The organism is Vibrio breoganii, from assembly GCF_001677275.1.
Taxonomy (GTDB): Bacteria; Pseudomonadota; Gammaproteobacteria; order Enterobacterales; family Vibrionaceae; genus Vibrio; species Vibrio breoganii.
In genome coordinates, this window is record NZ_CP016177.1 from 1,490,485 (window position 1) to 1,508,866 (window position 18,382).

An 18,382-nucleotide genomic window follows, 5' to 3' on the forward strand; every position below is an offset into this window, starting at 1 on the left:
ATTACCTCAACTTATCGCCCAGCAAGAACTGCATCACCTTATCCATACCGATATGTGGTAGTGGCGTTGCTTCAACATAGTTTTGCGGTCTAAAACTGACAAAATCGAACCCCTGTTTATCCCAGAATTCTGCTTTGGGCAGGGTTGCTGGCACCTCTCCAGGATATAGAGTGAGCGCATTTCCTTCGATTGTTGTGCCATTAACAACAGGAATTGATTTCCCTTTCTGATCGACAAATCCTGCATCCGTCGATTTTATCGAAGCGAACGGCATGCACTCCATGGACACACTTTCAAAAGAGACATGTTGCCAAATTGGTTGCACCAAGTGTCGAAGCAACAAATTCAAATTTGAATGTTGATCAGGAGTAATGTGGTCAGCTTTGGTTGCCGCGAATAACAACTTGTCGGTTCTTGGGGAAAACAAGCGACGAATTAGACTGTTTTTCCCGTAGCTGAAGCTCTTCATTATTTCGGTAAGTGCCACCTGCATATCGCTAAAGGCATGCTCACCCTGATTAAGAGGCGTTAACACATCAACCAACAAGATTTGTCTATCGAAGGAAGAAAAATAATGTCGATAGAAGGGTTTAATGACCTGTTGCTGATACTCTTTGTAGCGCTTGGATAACAAATTGACTGCGCTACCCTTGGCAGGTTTGTCCTTGACTGTATAAGGAAAGAACAGCACTACCGGTGCATCGGCGAGCTCACCAGGCAACACAAAGCGCCCAGGCTGTATCAGCTGATAGCCCTTCGATTTGAGATCCAGTAATAGCTTGGTGTATTGCGCTGCGACCTCATTGATAAGCTTGTCGTCATTAAACTCGTCGTAATCAAGGTGCTGGCTACGCGCTAACCACGCCTCGACTTCAGGAAGGTTTATCTGCTGAAGACGTAATAACTGCTGCTCAGACCATGCTTGAAAGTCCATCTCTAACATCGGCAGATCCAGCAGCCACTCTCCCGGGTAGTCCACTAGATCCACATATAAGGTGGCATGACGACTTATCAATTTTCGGGCTTTGCTACTCGGCTTATATTTGATTGCAATACGAATCTCACTCACATCACGAGTAGGTGTTGGCCATTGCGGGGTTTCAAGAGTCAAAGATTCATAAGAACCGTCTAGATTAAATCTAGGAGTGAGAAGGTTCTTTTGTGGCACTCTTCGTGCACCTAGCACCCTAGCATCTCTCTGCGCCGCCAATAAAGGCAGGTTGTCATGGGTTGACGTATGTAGCAGCTGGTCCACAAAGGAGGTAATAAATGCAGTCTTACCTGCACGAGAAAGGCCGGTGACACCAATTCTTAGGTGTGCATCCAGCCCTCTATTAAGTAGTTGTTTTGCTTCGTTTGTTATTTTGTTCATATCACGCTCCTAAACTCAAGATATTGAATTACTCTCCAAATATCCAGCGTTAGAGCGCAACATTAACAAGATTTAATCATCGGCAATGAGCTTAAAAATGACAAACAGAGCGAGTTCCAAAAGAAGTGTAAGTACTATCGTGATGGTAATGTACTTCTCGTGGAAAATGGCAATACCATTGAGAATAAGGTCATAGCAAAGGAAGCCACCGATAACGACGGCAACGATGATCTGAAGAATTTGTACAAAGCGTGGCATAACATCCCCTGTTAATAAAAGTCACAACTTAATTGTATCAGCTATCTCGCTGAATTTTCGAAAAAAAGCGCAATCTTTGATTGCGCTTCATCTGTTTAGATTAACTAGTACCAATCACACTAAATAGGTGATCAGAAATAGCGCAAGGAAAATGCTTGAGAACAAGGCAGGATTTTTCGATTAGTAGTAATTCTACAATCAAAAATTCTAACGCAGTTATCGAGCATTTTAACCAGCTAGCATGACCAGTTATTTAGTACGATTGGTATAGAGTTAATCCATTTCGGCAATTTTTACCTTCCAAGTTTCTGGACCAATCTGGTGTGCATTGGCACCACTTGAGTCTACCGCAACGGTGACAGGCATATCTTCAACATCAAATTCGTAGATCGCCTCCATGCCTAGCTCTTCAAATGCAATCACCTTGGCACTCTTGATGGCTTTAGAGACAAGGTAAGCAGCGCCACCCACAGCCATGAGATACACCGCTTTGTTTTCTTTAATAAGCTCAACGGTTTGCGCGCCGCGTTCAGCCTTGCCTATCATGCCGGCAATGCCTGTTTTTGACAACATCATCTCAGTGAACTTATCCATACGCGTTGAGGTGGTTGGGCCCGCGGGTCCTACCGCTTCATCACCTACTGCATCCACAGGGCCAACGTAGTAAATAAACTTGCCTTTAAAGTCGACACCTTCTGGCAAGCCTTCACCGCTTTCTAGAAGCTGTTGAATACGTTTGTGGGCGGCATCACGTCCAGTCAACATCTTGCCTGACAGCAATAAGGTCTCACCGGTTTTCCAGGTTTCAATATCGGCTTGGGTGACAGAATCCAGATTCACTCGGCGCGCTTTAGCGCCCGCATCCCACGAGATTTCTGGCCAGTCTTCAAGTTTAGGTGGAACCAAATTCGCCGGGCCCGACCCATCTAGAGTGAAATGTACGTGTCTGGTTGCTGCGCAGTTTGGGATCATGCATACAGGCTTAGACGCTGCGTGGGTTGGCGCGGTTTTGATTTTCACATCCACCACGGTGGTTAAGCCGCCAAGGCCTTGAGCACCAATACCGGTTTTGTTGGCACGCTCGAAGATCTCTAAGCGCATCTTCTCTTCTGTGGTTTGTGCGCCTCGCTCCATCAATTCATGGATATCAACGGGATCCATTAAGGATTCTTTTGCCAGTACTGCTGCTTTTTCTGCAGTACCACCAATGCCTATCCCTAGCATGCCCGGTGGACACCAGCCTGCGCCCATTGTTGGCAAGGTTTTTTCAACCCATTCTGCTACGTCATCGGATGGATTTAGCATTACCATCTTGGTTTTGTTTTCTGAGCCACCGCCCTTAGCGGCAATCTGTACCTCAACCTTGTCACCTGGCACCATATTAATGTGCACAACAGCAGGTGTATTGTCTTTAGTATTGATACGCTTGCCCGCTGGGTCTAACAAAATAGACGCTCGAAGCGGGTTATCTGGATTGGTGTAGGCTTGTCGTACGCCCTCATCAATCATCTCTTGTACTGTGACGTCGGTGTCTTCCCACTGTACTTTCATGCCAATGTTCACGAAACACGTCACAATGCCAGTATCCTGACAAATAGGTCTGTGGCCTTCTGCTGACATTCGAGAGTTAATTAGGATCTGTGCAATCGCATCCTTTGCCGCAGTGCTTTCTTCGGCGTGGTACGCTTTTTCTAACGCTTGCACAAAATCAAGCGGATGGTAGTAAGAGATGTATTGAAGTGCATCAGCGACGCTGCTGATAAGATCTTGCTTACGAATTACGGTCATTCGCGGAGCCCCTTTTGGTCAGTCTGAATCCGTTTCAAGCACGATAAAGCCTATGACTTCACGTGCGTTCTGAACTTGAGATAAATCTATGATACTCTTGAGGCGATTCTCAAACCACACTCACCTTTACGGTGTCGTCACATTTCAAGCAATTTGATAGATGTCTGATTTAAATATTCAAACCGAGCAACTCATTTATCGAAAGGATCTCGCCCTAGATCTGTTCGAAAAAATAGAACATTACCCTTACGCCATGCTGCTGCGCTCCGCATCGGATAATCACCCAAACAGTCGTTATGATATTTTGGTGCATTCACCACAGATCACAGTAGAAACCTATGGCGACGTGAGTGATGTAACAATAGAAGGCGAGCTTTCTCAAGTTGCAGAGGATCCTTTCGAACTCTTGCGAAGACTGCAACAGCAATACCTGCCTTATTCACATACCGATACACATCTCCCCTTTATTGGTGGCTGGCTTGGCTACTTTGCTTACGATCTTGGCAGACGCATTGAAGACTTTAAAAGCATTGCCAAACGAGATCTTAACGCGCCGGATATGGCGGTGGGTCTGTATGAAAAGGCATTGGTGGTTGATCACGAACTCAAACAAGCTTACTGGGTTGGACAAAACCTCAGTGGCGACAACATGCCTTCCCACTCTCAAGAGTTTGATGTCGAGCATCCTTCGTTCCAGTTAGAGACGCCTTGGTCTGCCAATATGAGCAAATCGCAATATCAGGGTAAATTTGAGGCTGTTCAAGACTATCTGTTAGCGGGTGATTGTTATCAAATCAACCTAGCCCAGCGCTTTAGCGCTGGATACTCTGGCAACGAATGGCAGGCATACAAGACCCTAGAAAATGAGAACAAGGCGCCGTTTTCTGCGTTTATTCGCTTATCGCACAATGCGGTGCTCAGTATATCGCCAGAGCGCTTTTTATTGGCTCACGATAAACAAGTCGAGACCAAGCCAATTAAGGGCACAAGGCCACGCTTTAACGATCCCTTAAAAGACAAACAGCAAAGAGACGACTTACAAACGGCAGAGAAAGACCAAGCCGAAAACCTGATGATTGTGGATCTGCTGCGTAACGACATAGGGCGCGTGTCCTCCCCTGGTAGTGTGAAAGTCCCGCATTTGTTTGAAATAGAGAGCTTCCCTGCGGTTCATCATCTGGTGAGTACGATTACCGGTGTATTGGACGAGCAGTATGACGAGTACGACTTGCTTCGCGCTTGTTTTCCGGGAGGGTCAATTACTGGCGCACCCAAGGTCAGAGCCATGCAGATCATAGAAGAGCTTGAGCCTCATCGTCGCAGTGTTTATTGCGGTAGCATTGGCTATATCAGTCGATGTGGCAATATGGACACTAGCATCACCATCAGAACGCTTATCACAGAAGATCAAAAAATCCATGCCTGGGCAGGCGGTGGATTGGTCGCTGACAGTGAGTGTGAATCAGAATATCAAGAAACCTTACATAAACTTGGCAAAATTCTGCCAGTATTAGAATAGTGAATTGTTCAGAGAGGAAGGCATGACCAAAGACGAGTTTTTATTGAGATTTAATCTGAGTAAGCCTTCTTCCTACGATACACAAAGCCTGCAACGACTGGCCCATTTTGACCAAGATGTGCTAAGGCCTGCTGCCGTATTAATTGGTCTGGTTGAGCGCAGCAATCGTCTTCATGTCATCCTCACTAAGCGCGCAGCCCATCTTAAGCACCACCCAGGGCAAGTAAGCTTCCCCGGAGGAAAATACGAGCAAGATGACTGTCTTCTAAGTGTTACTGCGGTAAGAGAAACCTATGAAGAAGTGGGCATTGACCCCTCATTGATCACGGTAGCGGGTGCTCTGCCCCCATTACCGACTCTAAGTCAGTTTGCGGTGACCCCTTATATTGCTTTTATCGACTCTAACTACCAGTCAAAGCTTGATCCCAACGAGGTAGATGAGGCATTTGAAGTGCCCGCCGAGTTTCTCTTTGCACGCCAGAACCTCGCAAGTTTCCATTTCCAGTTAAAAACCGTCACCCACAAGGTGTTTGCTATCCCCTATCAAAGACACTTTATCTGGGGAGTCACTGCGCAAATTATTGATGCAATGCAAAGACAGCTCACTTATTTGATGGATTAAACAGCGCTTAATAAAAAATACCCATGAAATAGGCACTCTTTACTTGATGCAAAATTATTGGTGAGTAAACTGATAAGTTCTATTTAATTTTCTATTTCTCGATAGCATCTATTGGAGAGTAATACCAAATGACTTACGCGCCTGTAACAGACGTACTTAGCGGAAAGCTCGAAGTAAACAGTGAAATCACTGTTCGTGGCTGGATCCGCTCACGTCGCGATTCCAAAGCTGGAATCTCTTTTCTTGCCATCTATGACGGCTCTTGTTTCGACCCGATTCAGGCCGTGGTCCCAAATAGTTTAAATAATTACGATGAAGAAGTACTAAAACTGACCACAGGTTGCTCTGTAGAAGTGACAGGTACCGTCGTAGAGTCTCCAGCAAAAGGTCAAGATTTTGAGCTAGCTGCAACCGCTGTAACAGTGGTTGGCTGGGTTGAAGATGCTGACACTTACCCAATGGCTAAGACTCGTCATTCTATCGAGTACCTTCGTGAAGTGGCACACCTTCGCCCACGTACCAACGTGATTGGCGCTGTTGCTCGCGTGCGTAACTGCTTGTCACAAGCGATCCATCGCTTCTACCACGAGCAAGGCTTCTTCTGGACTTCAGCTCCGCTAATCACAGCATCTGATGCTGAAGGTGCGGGTGAGATGTTCCGCGTATCCACTTTGGATATGGAAAACCTACCGCGCACTGATAAAGGCGATGTGGACTACAACGAAGATTTCTTCGGCAAAGAAACATTCCTTACTGTATCTGGCCAGTTGAACGCAGAAGCGTATGCATGTGCCCTAAGCAAGGTGTACACCTTTGGTCCAACGTTCCGCGCAGAAAACTCAAACACCAGCCGCCACCTAGCGGAGTTCTGGATGGTTGAGCCAGAGATCGCGTTTGCTGATCTTGATGATGCAGCGAAACTGGCTGAAGACATGCTTAAGTATGTATTCAAAGCGGTTCTTGCAGAGCGTCGTGACGATCTAGAGTTCTTTGCACAGCGCATTGACAAGCAAGCGATCTCTCGCCTTGAGCAGTTCGTAGACGCTGACTTTGCACAAGTGGACTACACAGACGCCATTCAAATTCTACTGGACTCTGGTCGTGAGTTTGAATTTGACGTTGAGTGGGGCATCGACATGTCATCTGAGCATGAGCGTTACCTTGCAGAAGAACACTTCAAGGCACCGGTAATCGTTAAGAACTACCCGAAAGACATCAAAGCCTTCTACATGCGCTTGAACGACGACGGCAAAACTGTTGCTGCGATGGACGTTCTAGCACCTGGCATTGGTGAAATCATCGGTGGTGCTCAGCGCGAAGAACGTCTAGATATTCTAGATGAGCGTATGATTGCTATGGGTATCGACCCTGAGCACATGAGCTGGTACCGCGACCTACGTAAATACGGCACAGTGCCACACGCTGGTTTCGGTCTTGGTTTTGAGCGCTTAGTATCGTACGTAACTGGTATGGGCAACGTTCGTGACGTGATTCCATTCCCACGTACACCACGCAGCGCGAACTTCTAAGTCGACTGCTGTTATAAAAAACCGCCGTTTGGCGGTTTTTTTGTGTCTAGATTTCAGGAAAAGTTGATATCAGACAGGTGTTACGGATTACATTGCTAAATTAATTACAAATCTGTTGTTTTGCCGTTTTTCTACAGGTATAAAAGAAGACAGTCACATTCCATTAATTCACTTTAACACGGACGATTCTCATGTTTGAAAAAGTAGTAGCTGCTCCTGCCGACCCTATCCTAGGTTTAACTGAAGAGTTTAAAAAAGATACTCGTGATACCAAGATCAATCTTGGCGTCGGTATCTACAAGAATGAACAAGGTTCAACCCCTGTTCTAGCCACTGTAAAAAAAGCAGAACAAGCGATTCTTGAGACCGAAACCACGAAGTCTTACCTAACGATTGAAGGCACAGCGGAATACGGCCTAGCAGTACAAAAGCTACTATTTGGTGACAACAGCGCTATTGTTTCTGAAAAACGTGCGAAGACGGCTCAAGCACCAGGTGGTACCGGTGCTCTTCGTGTGGCGGGTGAATTTATCAAGCGCCACCTTAACGGTGCAAAAATTTGGATCAGCAACCCTACTTGGGCGAACCACAAGGGTGTGTTCACCGCTGCAGGTATCGAAATTGCGGAATACCGTTACTACAACGCAGAGACTAAGGCGAAAGACTTTGACGCAATGCTTGCAGACCTTGAGCAAGCAAATGCCGGCGATATCGTTCTTCTGCACGGTTGCTGTCATAACCCAACAGGCATCGACCCTACTGCTGACGAGTGGCAAGCACTGGCTAAGCTAGCAGCAGACAAGAAATTAATTCCATTGTTTGACTTTGCGTACCAAGGCTTTGCTAAGGGCGTAGAAGAAGACGCTGCAGGTCTACGTGCGTTTGCTGAACAAAATAGTGAAATCCTAGTCGCGAGTTCTTTCTCAAAGAACTTCGGACTGTACAACGAGCGCGTGGGTGCCTTTACTCTAGTAGCGGCTAACGCTGAAGTTGCACAGACGGCTTTCTCTCAAGTTAAAGGGATTATTCGTTCAATCTACTCTAACCCACCGGCTCACGGTTCTGCGGTAGTGACTCACATTCTAAACAACGCCGAACTGCGTAAAGAGTGGGAAGCAGAAGTGAAAGAGATGCGTGACCGTATTCAAGAGATGCGTACTCTGTTTGTTGAAACGCTGAAAGCACAGGGCGTTTCTCGCGACTTTAGCTTTATTGAGCGTCAAAACGGTATGTTCTCTTTCTCTGGCCTAACCAAAGATCAAGTAACACGCCTTAAAGATGAATTTGCTATCTACATCGTAGGTTCAGGCCGTATCAGTGTTGCTGGCATGACCAAAGACAACATGTTGCCACTATGCAAAGGCATCGCAGCCGTACTTTAACAGCCGTACTTTAAGTACTCTCAAGCAGACAAAAAGGCTGGTGTTTACCAGCCTTTTTTTATTTCTATAATTGGGTTTCTCTCTCTTACATCAAAAGCGAAGTTTAGCCACTACCCCACCCTGATCTAGTGTTGAGTCATCATTCCAAATAGTTCGGCCATACGCCCCAAGGGAAAAGTTTGTCGTAAAATAATAATCTAAAGAGAGCTCAAAAGAAGACTCATGAGTGAGGTCGTACTCTAGGTACTCAAGAACCATATTCCCTTCTAACGCTTCAGTGAATCCGTAGTTGACCCCAGCAAACAGCCCTAGTAAGAAGTCTTGTTCTTTCGCAATCGTCGAGCCATTACTGTCTCGAATTTTAACGCTAACCCCGCCAAGCTTTACACCCGCATAGAGATCGCCGTTATCCATTACCGCAAAGCGCCTTGCTCCAGACACAGTGACATAGTCAGCCCTGTCGTTCTCATCGCCGTGATGAGTAAAGCGGCCCTTGTATTGAATGTTGGTAATCCAATACTCATTCACTAAAAATCTCAGATTGATATCACTGACCGTGACACCATCCCTGCCCTCAAGCACATCCGAGTTGAGTTTACCTCCACCGATGGCCACACTTATAAAGTTGTAATTTACCGGTGCATCATACGATCGAAAGCCCCAATCGTACGCTTCGCTATCTACAGCGAATAATGAACCTAAACTAAACAGTGCAATCGATGAGTATTTGTTCATGCGCTCTCCCTGTCATGAAAAAAGACAAATAAATGCCGATATTCAACCATAATAGTAGACAATAAATGATGATAGTTTAGTGACTTAACAATGATTTAGCGCCAAACTACTATTTATATCCTCTTTTTTTCGTTTTACGATGAACGATGCACTCAATCGCGATAATTAAGGCGCCTCATGGAAGTTGAACTACTCGAAATAAAACAGTTTCTCGCTCAGTACCCACCCTTCACAGACTTGCCTGATGAAGTACTCAGTCAGATATCACTTGAAACTGAAATATCCTACATCCGTAAGGGCGATGCAGTGGTTTCCTTAGGCGAGGCGATCTCTGATTTCTTCGTGGTGCGCAGTGGCGTCGTTGAGATCTCCAAACGTAACGGTTCTTTGTTCAACCGATTGGATGAAGGGGCGGTATTTGGGCAACTGGCATTATTAAGTAATGGCAAGGTGATGTTTCCAGCCAAGGCAATTGAAGACTGCCTGCTCTATTGCATACCCGCTGAAACCTTTCAAAACCTGTATGACTCTTATGACTCATTCGCTGATTTCGTTGCAGCAGAAGACAGTACACGACTGCGTCAAACCATTGCCAACACCGATGATAATGACCTCACAACGGCAAAAATCACCGCAATGATCAACCGTCCTCCATCAACCATCTCTGAATTTTCTTCTATCCGAGATGCGGCGATACAAATGGACGACGAGAATACTTCTTGCCTTCTTGTCGTCGACGATGAAGCGCACAATAGCGACAAACTGCGCGGCATACTCACAGACCGAGATTTATGCACTCGGGTGGTAGCTCAAGGCGTATCACCCGATGACACGGTGAAATCGGTGATGACCCAAGACGTTATTACATTAGACAGCAACGCTTATGTCTACGAAGCCATGTTAACCATGCAGCGCTTCAACGTTCATCACTTACCTATTCTTAGAAAAAACAAACCCATCGGCGTTATCGAAGCCAGTGATATCGTGCGTTACGAATCGCAAAACTCTTTGCTACTAGTGAGCTCTATCTTCCAACAAAACAGCGTTGATGATTTAGTCACTCTTTCTGAGCAGGTTAATGATAGTTTCGTCAGATTGGTCAACGAAGATGCTAACTCTCACATGGTGGGAAGTGCGATGGCCATCATAGGGAAAAGCTTTAAACAGCGCATCATTGAACTTGCTGAAGAAGAACTTGGTCCCTCGCCTGTTCCCTATTGCTTCCTTGCCCTTGGTTCAATGGCACGTGACGAGCAACTGATTGTGACCGATCAGGATAACGCCATCATTTTATCCAACAGCTTCGATAAAGAAAAACACGATGAATATTTCGCTACCCTTGCTCAGATGGTCAGTGACGGATTGGATCGTTGTGGCTACCCATACTGTACCGGTGACATTATGGCAACCAACCCTATTTGGCGAATGACTCAAACCGAATGGGAAGAGTGCTTTGCAGACTGGATTGACAACCCTAATGCTAAGGCCTTGCTAAATGCGTCAATATTCTTTGATTTAGTGGGCGTTCACGGACAAATCAAGTGGGCAGAAAAGCTCAATCGTTTTATTACTGAACGCGCTAAAAACAATTCGAAATTCCTGTACTGCTTGGCGCGAAATGCACTCAACCGTACGCCCCCATTAGGCTTTTTCAAGAGCTTTGTGATGGAAAAGGATGGTAAGCATAAAAACTCAATAAACCTTAAGCGTCGTGGTACTGCGCCACTGGCCGACCTTATCCGCGTTCATGCGCTGGCTGTGGGTTCAACCCAGCAAAACTCTTTTGAACGCCTAGATGACATCCTTGATGCTGGAATACTGCCAAGAGGAAGAGCCCAAGATCTCAAGGATGCACTCGAATTTATTTCTCTGGTGCGCATACGACATCAAGCCATTGATATCAGTGAAGAGAGAGAGCCCGATAACAACATAGAGCCTGAGAACCTTTCTGATTTTGAAAGACGTAACCTTAAAGATGCTTTCCAGATCTTGAGTAATGCTCAGAATTTCTTGAAATTTCGCTATCAAGGCACATCGTTGAAATAATATTATGTTTAAAAAAACAGATGACAGTCAGGTGCCTGTGACGCCGACCAAAGATTGGCAAGCGCATTTCAATGCCTTGCTCGAGGAGAGTAAACACGGGCATATTAAACGCTTCTACGAGGCGGGCACTATTGACCAAAAAACAGCACTGAAAGACGTACCCTTTTTAGCGTTAGATTTTGAAACCACTGGGCTTAATTCAGACAAAGATGAGATCATCTCCATTGGATTGATCCCTTTTGACTTAAATCGAATCTACCTTAGGCAAAGCAAGCAGTGGCTTATCAAGCCACAAAAAGCCCTTAATGCAGACTCTGTGGTGATCCATGGTATCACTCACTCAGAGCTTCAATACGCTCCCGATATCATGAACGTCCTACCTGAGTTCCTCGATGCAATCGCAGGTAAGGTGTGCGTGGTTCATTATCGACAGATAGAGCGCAGCTTTTTAGACAGTATCCTTAGGCGTAGGGTCAACGAAGGCATTCAATTTCCGGTGATTGATACCCTACAGATCGAATGGGAAGTACAACAAGAATACGCTGCTGGATTTATGAATCGCTTAAAGGGTAAAAGGCCTGGATCTGTGCGTCTTGCTAAGAGTCGCAAGCGCTACAATCTTCCGACGTATACACCCCATGATGCGCTAGTGGATGCCATTGCCACAGCAGAGCTTTTGCAAGCACAAGTGGCTCACCATTTCAGCCCTGATACTGCAGTCGAGGAGTTGTGGCTATAGGGCTTGGGGATTAGGGATTAAGCAATCTCCTTAGCTTAACGCTGTGCATAACACCCAATGCTGAGGCTCAGCGTCAGCGTTGGGTACCGTCTGCCAGCCAAGCCGAGTGTACAGAGTTGGCCGATTCGTGTAGACGTAGAGGTGCTGTTGATTTAGGTCGCCACACTGGCGCGTTGCTTCCTCTATGAGCTTCGAGCCTATCCCGCTGCCCCTGCAATCAGGTTTAACCAAAAGTGCATTTATCCAAACCACTTTCTTATCAGTAAACGGCTGCTCAAAGAGAGAAAATGCCATACCCCCCGCTAGTTCCCCATCACACAAGGCAAATATTGGCTGGGGAACATCAGGTGATGAGATAACAATATCTTGTGACCATTCATTGATACACCAAGATCGAAATTGAGAGCACTGTGGTTTGGATGACTCTACAATCTGCACATGCTTCATCAATCGACCAATTGGTATTCAATCACGAACAACTGGGAAACATCGGGGTAAATATCGGAGATCACCTGTTTAAGCACAGGCAGGGTCATATTCTCTTGAACAGCATGGAAATCCGTAAGGTCTGCAAACTGTATCGGCGTCACCGACTTGATCTGCAATCGACAAAACCCACGCCCCTGTTCAAAGGTTGCCACATCAACGATAGAGCCCGGCGCATAGTCACACTCATTGGCATCTCGGATGGTGATGGTTTTCTTTCCCGCCAAGATGTCATTTTCAAAACGTTCAAAGAACGTCATGGTTGATAAACTCATTTTATTTCCTTTTGTTCACAAAAAAGGCCTGATGAATCAGGCCTTTTACTCATACTTGGTCTTTCAACTGTTAAGCTTAGCGCTCTTCAGTAGCCATACCCATTAGCAAGCTCACACACATGGCAAGCAAGACAAAGGTAAATGGCAGAGCGGTAGAAATCGCACCGGCCTGTAGGGCCTGTACTGCTTCTGAGCCACCAACCCAAAGCATCGCAACCGCGATTGCGCCTTCCATAAATGCCCAGAACACACGTTGTGGCATAGGAGCATCTAGCTTACCACCAGCAGTAATACTATCAATGACCAAAGAACCTGAGTCAGACGATGTTACGAAGAACACCATAACCAAGATAATCGCGATGATAGATAGCATGTTTGCCATTGGCATAGCGTCAAACATCTCAAACATTGCTAGAGAGACGTCGGTTAGACCTTTAGTACCTAGGATACCGACATTGTTGATCACTTGGTCAATCGCCAGGCCACCAAACGTAGACATCCAAATCAGAGTCACTGTTGTTGGTACAATTAATACTGCAGTCATAAACTGACGAACGGTACGGCCCTTAGAAACACGAGCGATGAACATACCTACGAATGGGGACCATGAAATCCACCAAGCCCAGTAGAATACAGTCCAACCTTGGAACCACGCCTCATCATCACGACCGTGTGGGTTACTTAGTGGAATGATGTTCTCAACGTAAGACACTAGCGTTGTAGAGATGCTAGCGAAGGTAACGTGGTAGCCAATGATCAATACAAACACGAGCAATACAAACGCAATGATCATGTTGATGTTAGAAACCAGTTTCACACCACCATGCATACCGCGCATTACCGACACAATAGCAAGCAAGGTAACAAAGCTGATAACCGCAACCTGCATACCAAAGCCAGCTTCAACACCAAACACGTGTTGAATACCACTTGCCGCTTGCTGAGCACCAAGACCGAGCGATGTAGCAAGGCCAAAGAGTGTCGCGAGTACCGCAAGAATATCAACAAGGTGACCAGGCCAACCCCAAGCGCGATCCCCTAAGATCGGGTAAAAGATTGAACGGATAGAAAGCGGCAAACCTTTGTTGTACGCAAAGAATGCTAAAGAAAGCGCTACAACACCATAAATAGCCCAAGGGTGAAGACCCCAGTGGTACATAGTCGCACCTAGAGCTAGCTTCGCGGCTTCTGCCGTGTTCGCTTCCACATTAAGCGGAGTCTCATACCAGCCAGTGAAGTAAGCAACTGGCTCAGCCACGCTCCAGAACATCAGACCGATACCCATACCGGCAGCAAATAGCATTGCTATCCATGACAGAGCAGAGTATTCAGGGACTGCGTCTTTACCGCCTAAGCGGATTTTTCCATAAGGCGAAACGATTAGCGCTAAGCAGAAGACAACAAAAATGTTACCCGCCCAGATAAACAGGGCATCGAAAGAGCCAATGATCTGCCACTTTAAGCCATCAAGTGCTGTCTTTGCGGTATCCGCATCAAGAAACACCATCGCCAGTAGAAAAAGAATGGTTAGGCCGGCACTCGCGGAAAATACCGCATTGTGCACATCAAAACCCCATTTTTGGACATTATCTTGTCCAATCTGATAATCAGTACTATCAATACTGTACTTATCAATTCCCTTGGTCATTCGATCTCCCATGTTTGTACAAAAAGCGTACCGATTACGATTACATCATGTAATTAACTTTCAATTATAACTGAACAAGACTCTTTTTTCGATAAATCAGGGAATTAAGTTACATAGTCAGCCCATACATACCCGGAAACAGCAACAAAGTAGCCAGCACCACTACCTGAATGGCGATAAACGGCATGACGCCAGCGTAGATATCTCTTGTTGTCACCTGTTTAGGCGCAACCCCTTTCAGATAGAATAAACTGAAGCCAAATGGCGGTGTTAAAAAGGAGGTCTGCAAGTTCATCGCTACCAGTATGGCAAACCACACCATATTGATGCCCAGAAGCTCAGCAACCGGCGAGATCATAGGAACAATGATGAAACAGATTTCCACAAAATCAATGAAGAAGCCCAACACAAGAATGACTAACATCACTAAGATCAAAAAGCCCCACTTCTCGCCTGGAAGTTTAAGAAGCCATTCTTCTACTAAGTAATCACCGCCTGTGTAGGTAAATGCCATAGAGAATGCGGTCGCACCGAGTAAGATGGCAAACACCATAGCCGTAACCTTTACGGTTTCTTTCGATGACTCATACAATAGGGTCCAGCTAAACTGTCGATACAGCAGCGCTAATACGATTGCCCCCGCACCGCCTAGTGCAGCAGATTCCGTGGGCGTTGCAATGCCAGCAAAAATAGAACCAAGCACGACGACTATCAGCGCTAAAGGCGGCACTATTGCTTTCAAGGCCGCAATCACCTCTTGTTTACGACTTTGATCATCAAGTTTAGGGATGGATTGAGCGGCCTCTGGCTTGAAAAACGCGTAGATAGCAATATACAAAACATAGGCAATCACTAGCACTAAGCCCGGCCAAAGTGCAGCTTTAAATAAGTCGCCCACCGGAACACCCAGTACATCGCCCAATAGTATAAGGACAATAGAAGGCGGGATAATCTGACCTAGCGTTCCTGACGCACATATGGTGCCACAGGCAAGTTTCTTATCGTAGTTGTACTTCAACATTACAGGCAGGGAAATCAAACCCATGGCCACTACCGATGCTCCCACTACCCCAGTCGATGCCGCAAGCAGTGCACCAACTAAGACGGTTGAGATAGCAATCCCCCCTCGTACTCCGCCAAACAGTCGCCCCATGGCCTCTAGTAACTGTTCCGCCAAGCGAGTTTTTTGCAGTACCAAACCCATAAATATAAACAGTGGCACCGCCATCAATACAGTGTTCTGCATGATGGACTCTATGCGGTAAGGCATGAAGGCAAACATGTCCCAGCCTTCTGACCACACACCAAATATCAGCGCTATACCTCCAAAGGTAAACGCCACTGGGAAACCGAGCAATAGCGCGAACAAGGCTACCGCAAACATAATAATCCCTATCATGCTTGTTCCTTCTTATGAGTATCCGCGTTCAACAATTGACTGATAGACTTACACAACAGTCCTAAGCCACTTGTCGCAATAAAGAAAAATGAGACAGGGATTACCGCCTTGATTATCCAGCGGTAAGGCAATCCACCAGGGTCACCTGACTGCTCGCCAATATCGTAAGCCTGATAGGCAAAATCAATGCCATACCATGCGACTAATAAACTGAACGGCAGTAACCAAATGAAGATTCCAAGAATATCAATAATGGCCTGTACCTTGGGTGAGAAGCGTTCGTAGAAAATATCCACACGAACGTGGCCATTGGTTTTTATGGCGTAGGGTACGCCGAGCAAGAATACCGCAGAAAACAGATGCCACTCTAGCTCTTGAAAAGCGATAGATACGTCATTAAATACATAACGCATCACAACATCGTAAACAACGTTTGCTACTAAAAGCAAAAACAACACACTGGAGATGTGCCCCAGTGCGTCGCTGATTCTATTAAAAAATCCCTCTAATGCAGTCAGCAATTGACCTCCCTGTCTGCTGAAACTAAAGATTTTTGTGGACCTTCAGTTCGCACTGAAAGTCCACGGCTTGTTTACTGATCGGTCGTAGCACTATTTAGGTAAGCTCGTTTAGAGATATCACTCCAAGAACGAGTTTGCTCTAGATACTGTGCTTGAGACATTTGAATCTTCTTCGCCATCTCATCTTCAGCAGCGTGCTCTGCCAGTAAACGGTCATTCACTGCGCGAAGCTCTTTCATTACTTCTGGCGGGAAGTTCTTCACCTGTACATCAGGATATTCGGTTCTGATACTTGCCCAGTTCTTGCCACTTTCATGGGTTGACTGAATATACATATCGTAGGCTGCGGTGCGCATAGCCACGCGTAAGATCTCTTGCAGATCAGCAGGCAGCTTGTCCCACGTGCGCTTGTTCACTAGGAATTGAAGCTCTGTTGCTGGCTCATGCCAACCTGTGTAGTAGTAAGGTGCGATCTTATGAAAGCCCATGCGAAGATCGAGAGAGGGACCCACCCACTCTAGTGCATCGATGGTCTTTCTTTCCAATGCGGTGTAAAGCTCACCCGGTGCAATGTTAGTTGGCTTAGCACCAAGCTCAGCAAGGACTTCTCCGGCAAAGCCCGGAATACGCATTTTTAGACCTTGTAAGTCATCAACGCTGTTGATCTCTTTTTGGAACCAACCGCCCATTTGAACATCGGTGTTACCCCCAGGAAAAGACATAAGATTGTGAGGGGAGTAAACCTCTGCCATCAGTTCCATACCACCACCGTGATAGAACCATGCATATTGCTCTTCAGCCGTCATACCAAAGGGCATAGTGGTAAAGTAAAGAGTATTTGGAACCTTTCCTTTCCAGTAATACGAAGCCGAGTGCCCCATGTCATACTGGCCTGATTTCACCATATCAAAAACACCGAATGGCGCTTTATGTTTGTTTGACGAGTCAACGCGGATTTGCAATCGACCGTTTGACATTTTTTCCGCCATAGCGGCCATGTTTTTTGTCGCATCGCCGAAGATTGGGAAGTTAGGGCCCCAAGTTTCCGCAAGCTTTAACTTGTATACCTTGTCCGCAGCAACTGCTGTGCCTATGCTCGCCACCCCAATTAGGACCGCTAAACTACGCACACATGCCTTTGCCCATTTTGATTTCACTACCATGTTATTTGCTCCTCGTGCAGTCATAAATGTCTACAAAATCAACTAACTATGGACCAGTTTTATATAGGATGCTAAATAGTTGTTAAAAGTGTGTGTTACTCGATCTTCTTTAGGAAGTTATTACATTTTTTATCAAATAATGTCTAAGCTGAATGATCAGCTAAACATGGACTCTCGTAGGTATGTTAAAGCCACAGTTTGATCGTTATGTCATCACTTCAATTAACCAATGAAAAATTCATTCTAGGAAGAACCAGTCGAGGTCTATTGCTCGCCTGCTACCTGCTCATGTCGGTTTGGCTAAGCTCCTTCTCCAATAGCACCCAAGGAACCATTGGCATCTTTTTGATTTGTGCTTGTGCTCTCGCAATGGTGATCTACACCTACAAGCGAGGCGTGGTACGTTTCACCATTACCGACACGCATCTTCAACAGCATACGTTTAAGGGAGGTTGGGTTGTGAAGTGGCAGAACGTGTCGTCCCTTGGGCTATGCCGCAGTCACCAACCCACTCAAAGCTCCGAGCTACCTTGGATTGGCATACGACTTAAAGACCCTGTTCCATTCGTAAAGCAAGCCTGCCCACGATTAATCACCAATCTACTCCTAGAACAAAGATCGCTCTTGTACCTAGGTGCAAGAGAAACAGAAAAAGAACACTTGTTCCAAGACCAGGTATTAGATTCATCAAGGGTCGAATTGAAAGACGGGGAAACCATAAAAGGGCTACAGGCATGCTTGTACCACAGAATGCATTATCAAAGAGACTATTGGGGGTACGACATCTTTATCTCAACAGCTGATTTAGATAGAGATGGAGAAGAGTTTGTGGGTTTGTTACGGAAGTATTTGGCAGGGTCAGGAAGATCAACCTAGGACCTAGATTCTGGGCCCTAGGTC

At 46.0% G+C, this 18,382-nt stretch carries 17 protein-coding genes; 7 read left to right on the forward strand and 10 right to left on the reverse strand.

Features of this window, described 5'->3' with window-relative positions; all coding sequences use genetic code 11:
• Position 1: 1 nt before the first annotated feature.
• The 3 genes from A6E01_RS06985 to A6E01_RS06995 form a co-directional block, all read right to left on the reverse strand.
• Positions 2-1,372: a YcjX family GTP-binding protein gene (locus A6E01_RS06985; RefSeq protein ID WP_017030031.1), complete on the reverse strand. Its 1,371-nt coding sequence runs from the start codon at positions 1,370-1,372 to the stop codon at positions 2-4.
• Between the two features lie 72 nt (positions 1,373-1,444).
• Positions 1,445-1,630 (reverse strand): hypothetical protein, encoded by a 186-nt coding sequence (locus A6E01_RS06990; RefSeq protein WP_017030032.1) that lies wholly within the window; start codon positions 1,628-1,630, stop codon positions 1,445-1,447.
• A 273-nt stretch (positions 1,631-1,903) separates the two neighbouring features.
• Positions 1,904-3,418, reverse strand: a complete 1,515-nt coding sequence (locus tag A6E01_RS06995; protein WP_017030033.1) for a fumarate hydratase — start codon at positions 3,416-3,418, stop codon at positions 1,904-1,906.
• 160 nt (positions 3,419-3,578) lie between these two features.
• Between A6E01_RS06995 and pabB the strand changes: the two genes are divergently transcribed.
• The 4 genes from pabB to A6E01_RS07015 all read left to right on the forward strand — a co-directional run bounded on the left by pabB (position 3,579) and on the right by A6E01_RS07015 (position 8,470).
• Positions 3,579-4,937: an aminodeoxychorismate synthase component I gene (gene pabB / locus A6E01_RS07000; RefSeq protein WP_065209921.1), complete on the forward strand. Its 1,359-nt coding sequence runs from the start codon at positions 3,579-3,581 to the stop codon at positions 4,935-4,937.
• Between the two features lie 22 nt (positions 4,938-4,959).
• On the forward strand, positions 4,960-5,559 hold the full coding sequence (locus A6E01_RS07005) for a CoA pyrophosphatase (RefSeq protein WP_065209922.1): 600 nt from the start codon (positions 4,960-4,962) through the stop codon (positions 5,557-5,559).
• A gap of 128 nt (positions 5,560-5,687) precedes the next feature.
• Positions 5,688-7,088: an asparagine--tRNA ligase gene (gene asnS, locus A6E01_RS07010; protein ID WP_017030036.1), complete on the forward strand. Its 1,401-nt coding sequence runs from the start codon at positions 5,688-5,690 to the stop codon at positions 7,086-7,088.
• A gap of 191 nt (positions 7,089-7,279) precedes the next feature.
• Positions 7,280-8,470, forward strand: coding sequence for an amino acid aminotransferase (locus A6E01_RS07015; RefSeq protein ID WP_017030037.1), 1,191 nt, complete (start codon positions 7,280-7,282; stop codon positions 8,468-8,470).
• A gap of 90 nt (positions 8,471-8,560) precedes the next feature.
• Here A6E01_RS07015 and A6E01_RS07020 read toward each other — a convergent pair whose 3' ends face one another.
• Positions 8,561-9,205 carry a hypothetical protein gene (locus tag A6E01_RS07020; protein ID WP_017030038.1) on the reverse strand — a complete coding sequence of 215 codons (645 nt, stop codon included), beginning with the start codon at positions 9,203-9,205 and terminating at the stop codon, positions 8,561-8,563.
• A gap of 177 nt (positions 9,206-9,382) precedes the next feature.
• On the opposite strand from A6E01_RS07020, the gene A6E01_RS07025 reads away from it, so the two are divergent.
• Complete coding sequence (locus tag A6E01_RS07025) at positions 9,383-11,251, forward strand: putative nucleotidyltransferase substrate binding domain-containing protein (RefSeq protein WP_017030039.1); 1,869 nt, start codon at positions 9,383-9,385, stop codon at positions 11,249-11,251.
• 4 nt (positions 11,252-11,255) lie between these two features.
• The gene (locus tag A6E01_RS07030; protein ID WP_017030040.1) at positions 11,256-11,990 is read left to right on the forward strand and encodes a 3'-5' exonuclease; all 735 of its coding nucleotides are present in this window, start codon (positions 11,256-11,258) and stop codon (positions 11,988-11,990) included.
• A gap of 30 nt (positions 11,991-12,020) precedes the next feature.
• Here A6E01_RS07030 and A6E01_RS07035 read toward each other — a convergent pair whose 3' ends face one another.
• From A6E01_RS07035 to A6E01_RS07060, 6 genes are all read right to left on the reverse strand, one after another.
• Complete coding sequence (locus A6E01_RS07035) at positions 12,021-12,437, reverse strand: GNAT family N-acetyltransferase (protein WP_017030041.1); 417 nt, start codon at positions 12,435-12,437, stop codon at positions 12,021-12,023.
• Positions 12,437-12,736, reverse strand: coding sequence for a N(4)-acetylcytidine aminohydrolase (gene yqfB / locus A6E01_RS07040; RefSeq protein ID WP_026012693.1), 300 nt, complete (start codon positions 12,734-12,736; stop codon positions 12,437-12,439). Before yqfB ends, A6E01_RS07035 begins: the two co-directional genes overlap by 1 nt.
• Positions 12,737-12,827: 91 nt before the next feature.
• The gene (locus A6E01_RS07045) at positions 12,828-14,399 is read right to left on the reverse strand and encodes a BCCT family transporter (RefSeq protein WP_017030043.1); all 1,572 of its coding nucleotides are present in this window, start codon (positions 14,397-14,399) and stop codon (positions 12,828-12,830) included.
• A gap of 109 nt (positions 14,400-14,508) precedes the next feature.
• Positions 14,509-15,798: a TRAP transporter large permease gene (locus tag A6E01_RS07050; protein ID WP_017030044.1), complete on the reverse strand. Its 1,290-nt coding sequence runs from the start codon at positions 15,796-15,798 to the stop codon at positions 14,509-14,511.
• Positions 15,795-16,319 carry a TRAP transporter small permease subunit gene (locus A6E01_RS07055; protein WP_017030045.1) on the reverse strand — a complete coding sequence of 175 codons (525 nt, stop codon included), beginning with the start codon at positions 16,317-16,319 and terminating at the stop codon, positions 15,795-15,797. Before A6E01_RS07055 ends, A6E01_RS07050 begins: the two co-directional genes overlap by 4 nt.
• A gap of 71 nt (positions 16,320-16,390) precedes the next feature.
• On the reverse strand, positions 16,391-17,482 hold the full coding sequence (locus A6E01_RS07060; protein ID WP_017030046.1) for a TRAP transporter substrate-binding protein: 1,092 nt from the start codon (positions 17,480-17,482) through the stop codon (positions 16,391-16,393).
• A gap of 207 nt (positions 17,483-17,689) precedes the next feature.
• Here A6E01_RS07060 and A6E01_RS07065 point away from each other — a divergent pair, with 207 nt between their 5' ends.
• The gene (locus A6E01_RS07065) at positions 17,690-18,358 is read left to right on the forward strand and encodes a DUF2982 domain-containing protein (RefSeq protein WP_017030047.1); all 669 of its coding nucleotides are present in this window, start codon (positions 17,690-17,692) and stop codon (positions 18,356-18,358) included.
• The last annotated feature ends 24 nt before the right edge of the window (positions 18,359-18,382 follow it).

Excerpts from the sequence above, each read along its gene's own strand:
- A6E01_RS06985 (WP_017030031.1), bottom strand. The coding sequence starts at position 1,372 with ATGAACAAAATAACAAACGAAGCAAAACAACTACTTAATAGAGGGCTG.
- A6E01_RS06990 (WP_017030032.1), bottom strand. The coding sequence starts at position 1,630 with ATGCCACGCTTTGTACAAATTCTTCAGATCATCGTTGCCGTCGTTATC.
- A6E01_RS06995 (WP_017030033.1), bottom strand. The coding sequence starts at position 3,418 with ATGACCGTAATTCGTAAGCAAGATCTTATCAGCAGCGTCGCTGATGCA.
- pabB (WP_065209921.1), top strand. The coding sequence starts at position 3,579 with ATGTCTGATTTAAATATTCAAACCGAGCAACTCATTTATCGAAAGGAT.
- A6E01_RS07005 (WP_065209922.1), top strand. The coding sequence starts at position 4,960 with ATGACCAAAGACGAGTTTTTATTGAGATTTAATCTGAGTAAGCCTTCT.
- asnS (WP_017030036.1), top strand. The coding sequence starts at position 5,688 with ATGACTTACGCGCCTGTAACAGACGTACTTAGCGGAAAGCTCGAAGTA.
- A6E01_RS07015 (WP_017030037.1), top strand. The coding sequence starts at position 7,280 with ATGTTTGAAAAAGTAGTAGCTGCTCCTGCCGACCCTATCCTAGGTTTA.
- A6E01_RS07020 (WP_017030038.1), bottom strand. The coding sequence starts at position 9,205 with ATGAACAAATACTCATCGATTGCACTGTTTAGTTTAGGTTCATTATTC.
- A6E01_RS07025 (WP_017030039.1), top strand. The coding sequence starts at position 9,383 with ATGGAAGTTGAACTACTCGAAATAAAACAGTTTCTCGCTCAGTACCCA.
- A6E01_RS07030 (WP_017030040.1), top strand. The coding sequence starts at position 11,256 with ATGTTTAAAAAAACAGATGACAGTCAGGTGCCTGTGACGCCGACCAAA.
- A6E01_RS07035 (WP_017030041.1), bottom strand. The coding sequence starts at position 12,437 with ATGAAGCATGTGCAGATTGTAGAGTCATCCAAACCACAGTGCTCTCAA.
- yqfB (WP_026012693.1), bottom strand. The coding sequence starts at position 12,736 with ATGACGTTCTTTGAACGTTTTGAAAATGACATCTTGGCGGGAAAGAAA.
- A6E01_RS07045 (WP_017030043.1), bottom strand. The coding sequence starts at position 14,399 with ATGACCAAGGGAATTGATAAGTACAGTATTGATAGTACTGATTATCAG.
- A6E01_RS07050 (WP_017030044.1), bottom strand. The coding sequence starts at position 15,798 with ATGATAGGGATTATTATGTTTGCGGTAGCCTTGTTCGCGCTATTGCTC.
- A6E01_RS07060 (WP_017030046.1), bottom strand. The coding sequence starts at position 17,482 with ATGGTAGTGAAATCAAAATGGGCAAAGGCATGTGTGCGTAGTTTAGCG.
- A6E01_RS07065 (WP_017030047.1), top strand. The coding sequence starts at position 17,690 with ATGTCATCACTTCAATTAACCAATGAAAAATTCATTCTAGGAAGAACC.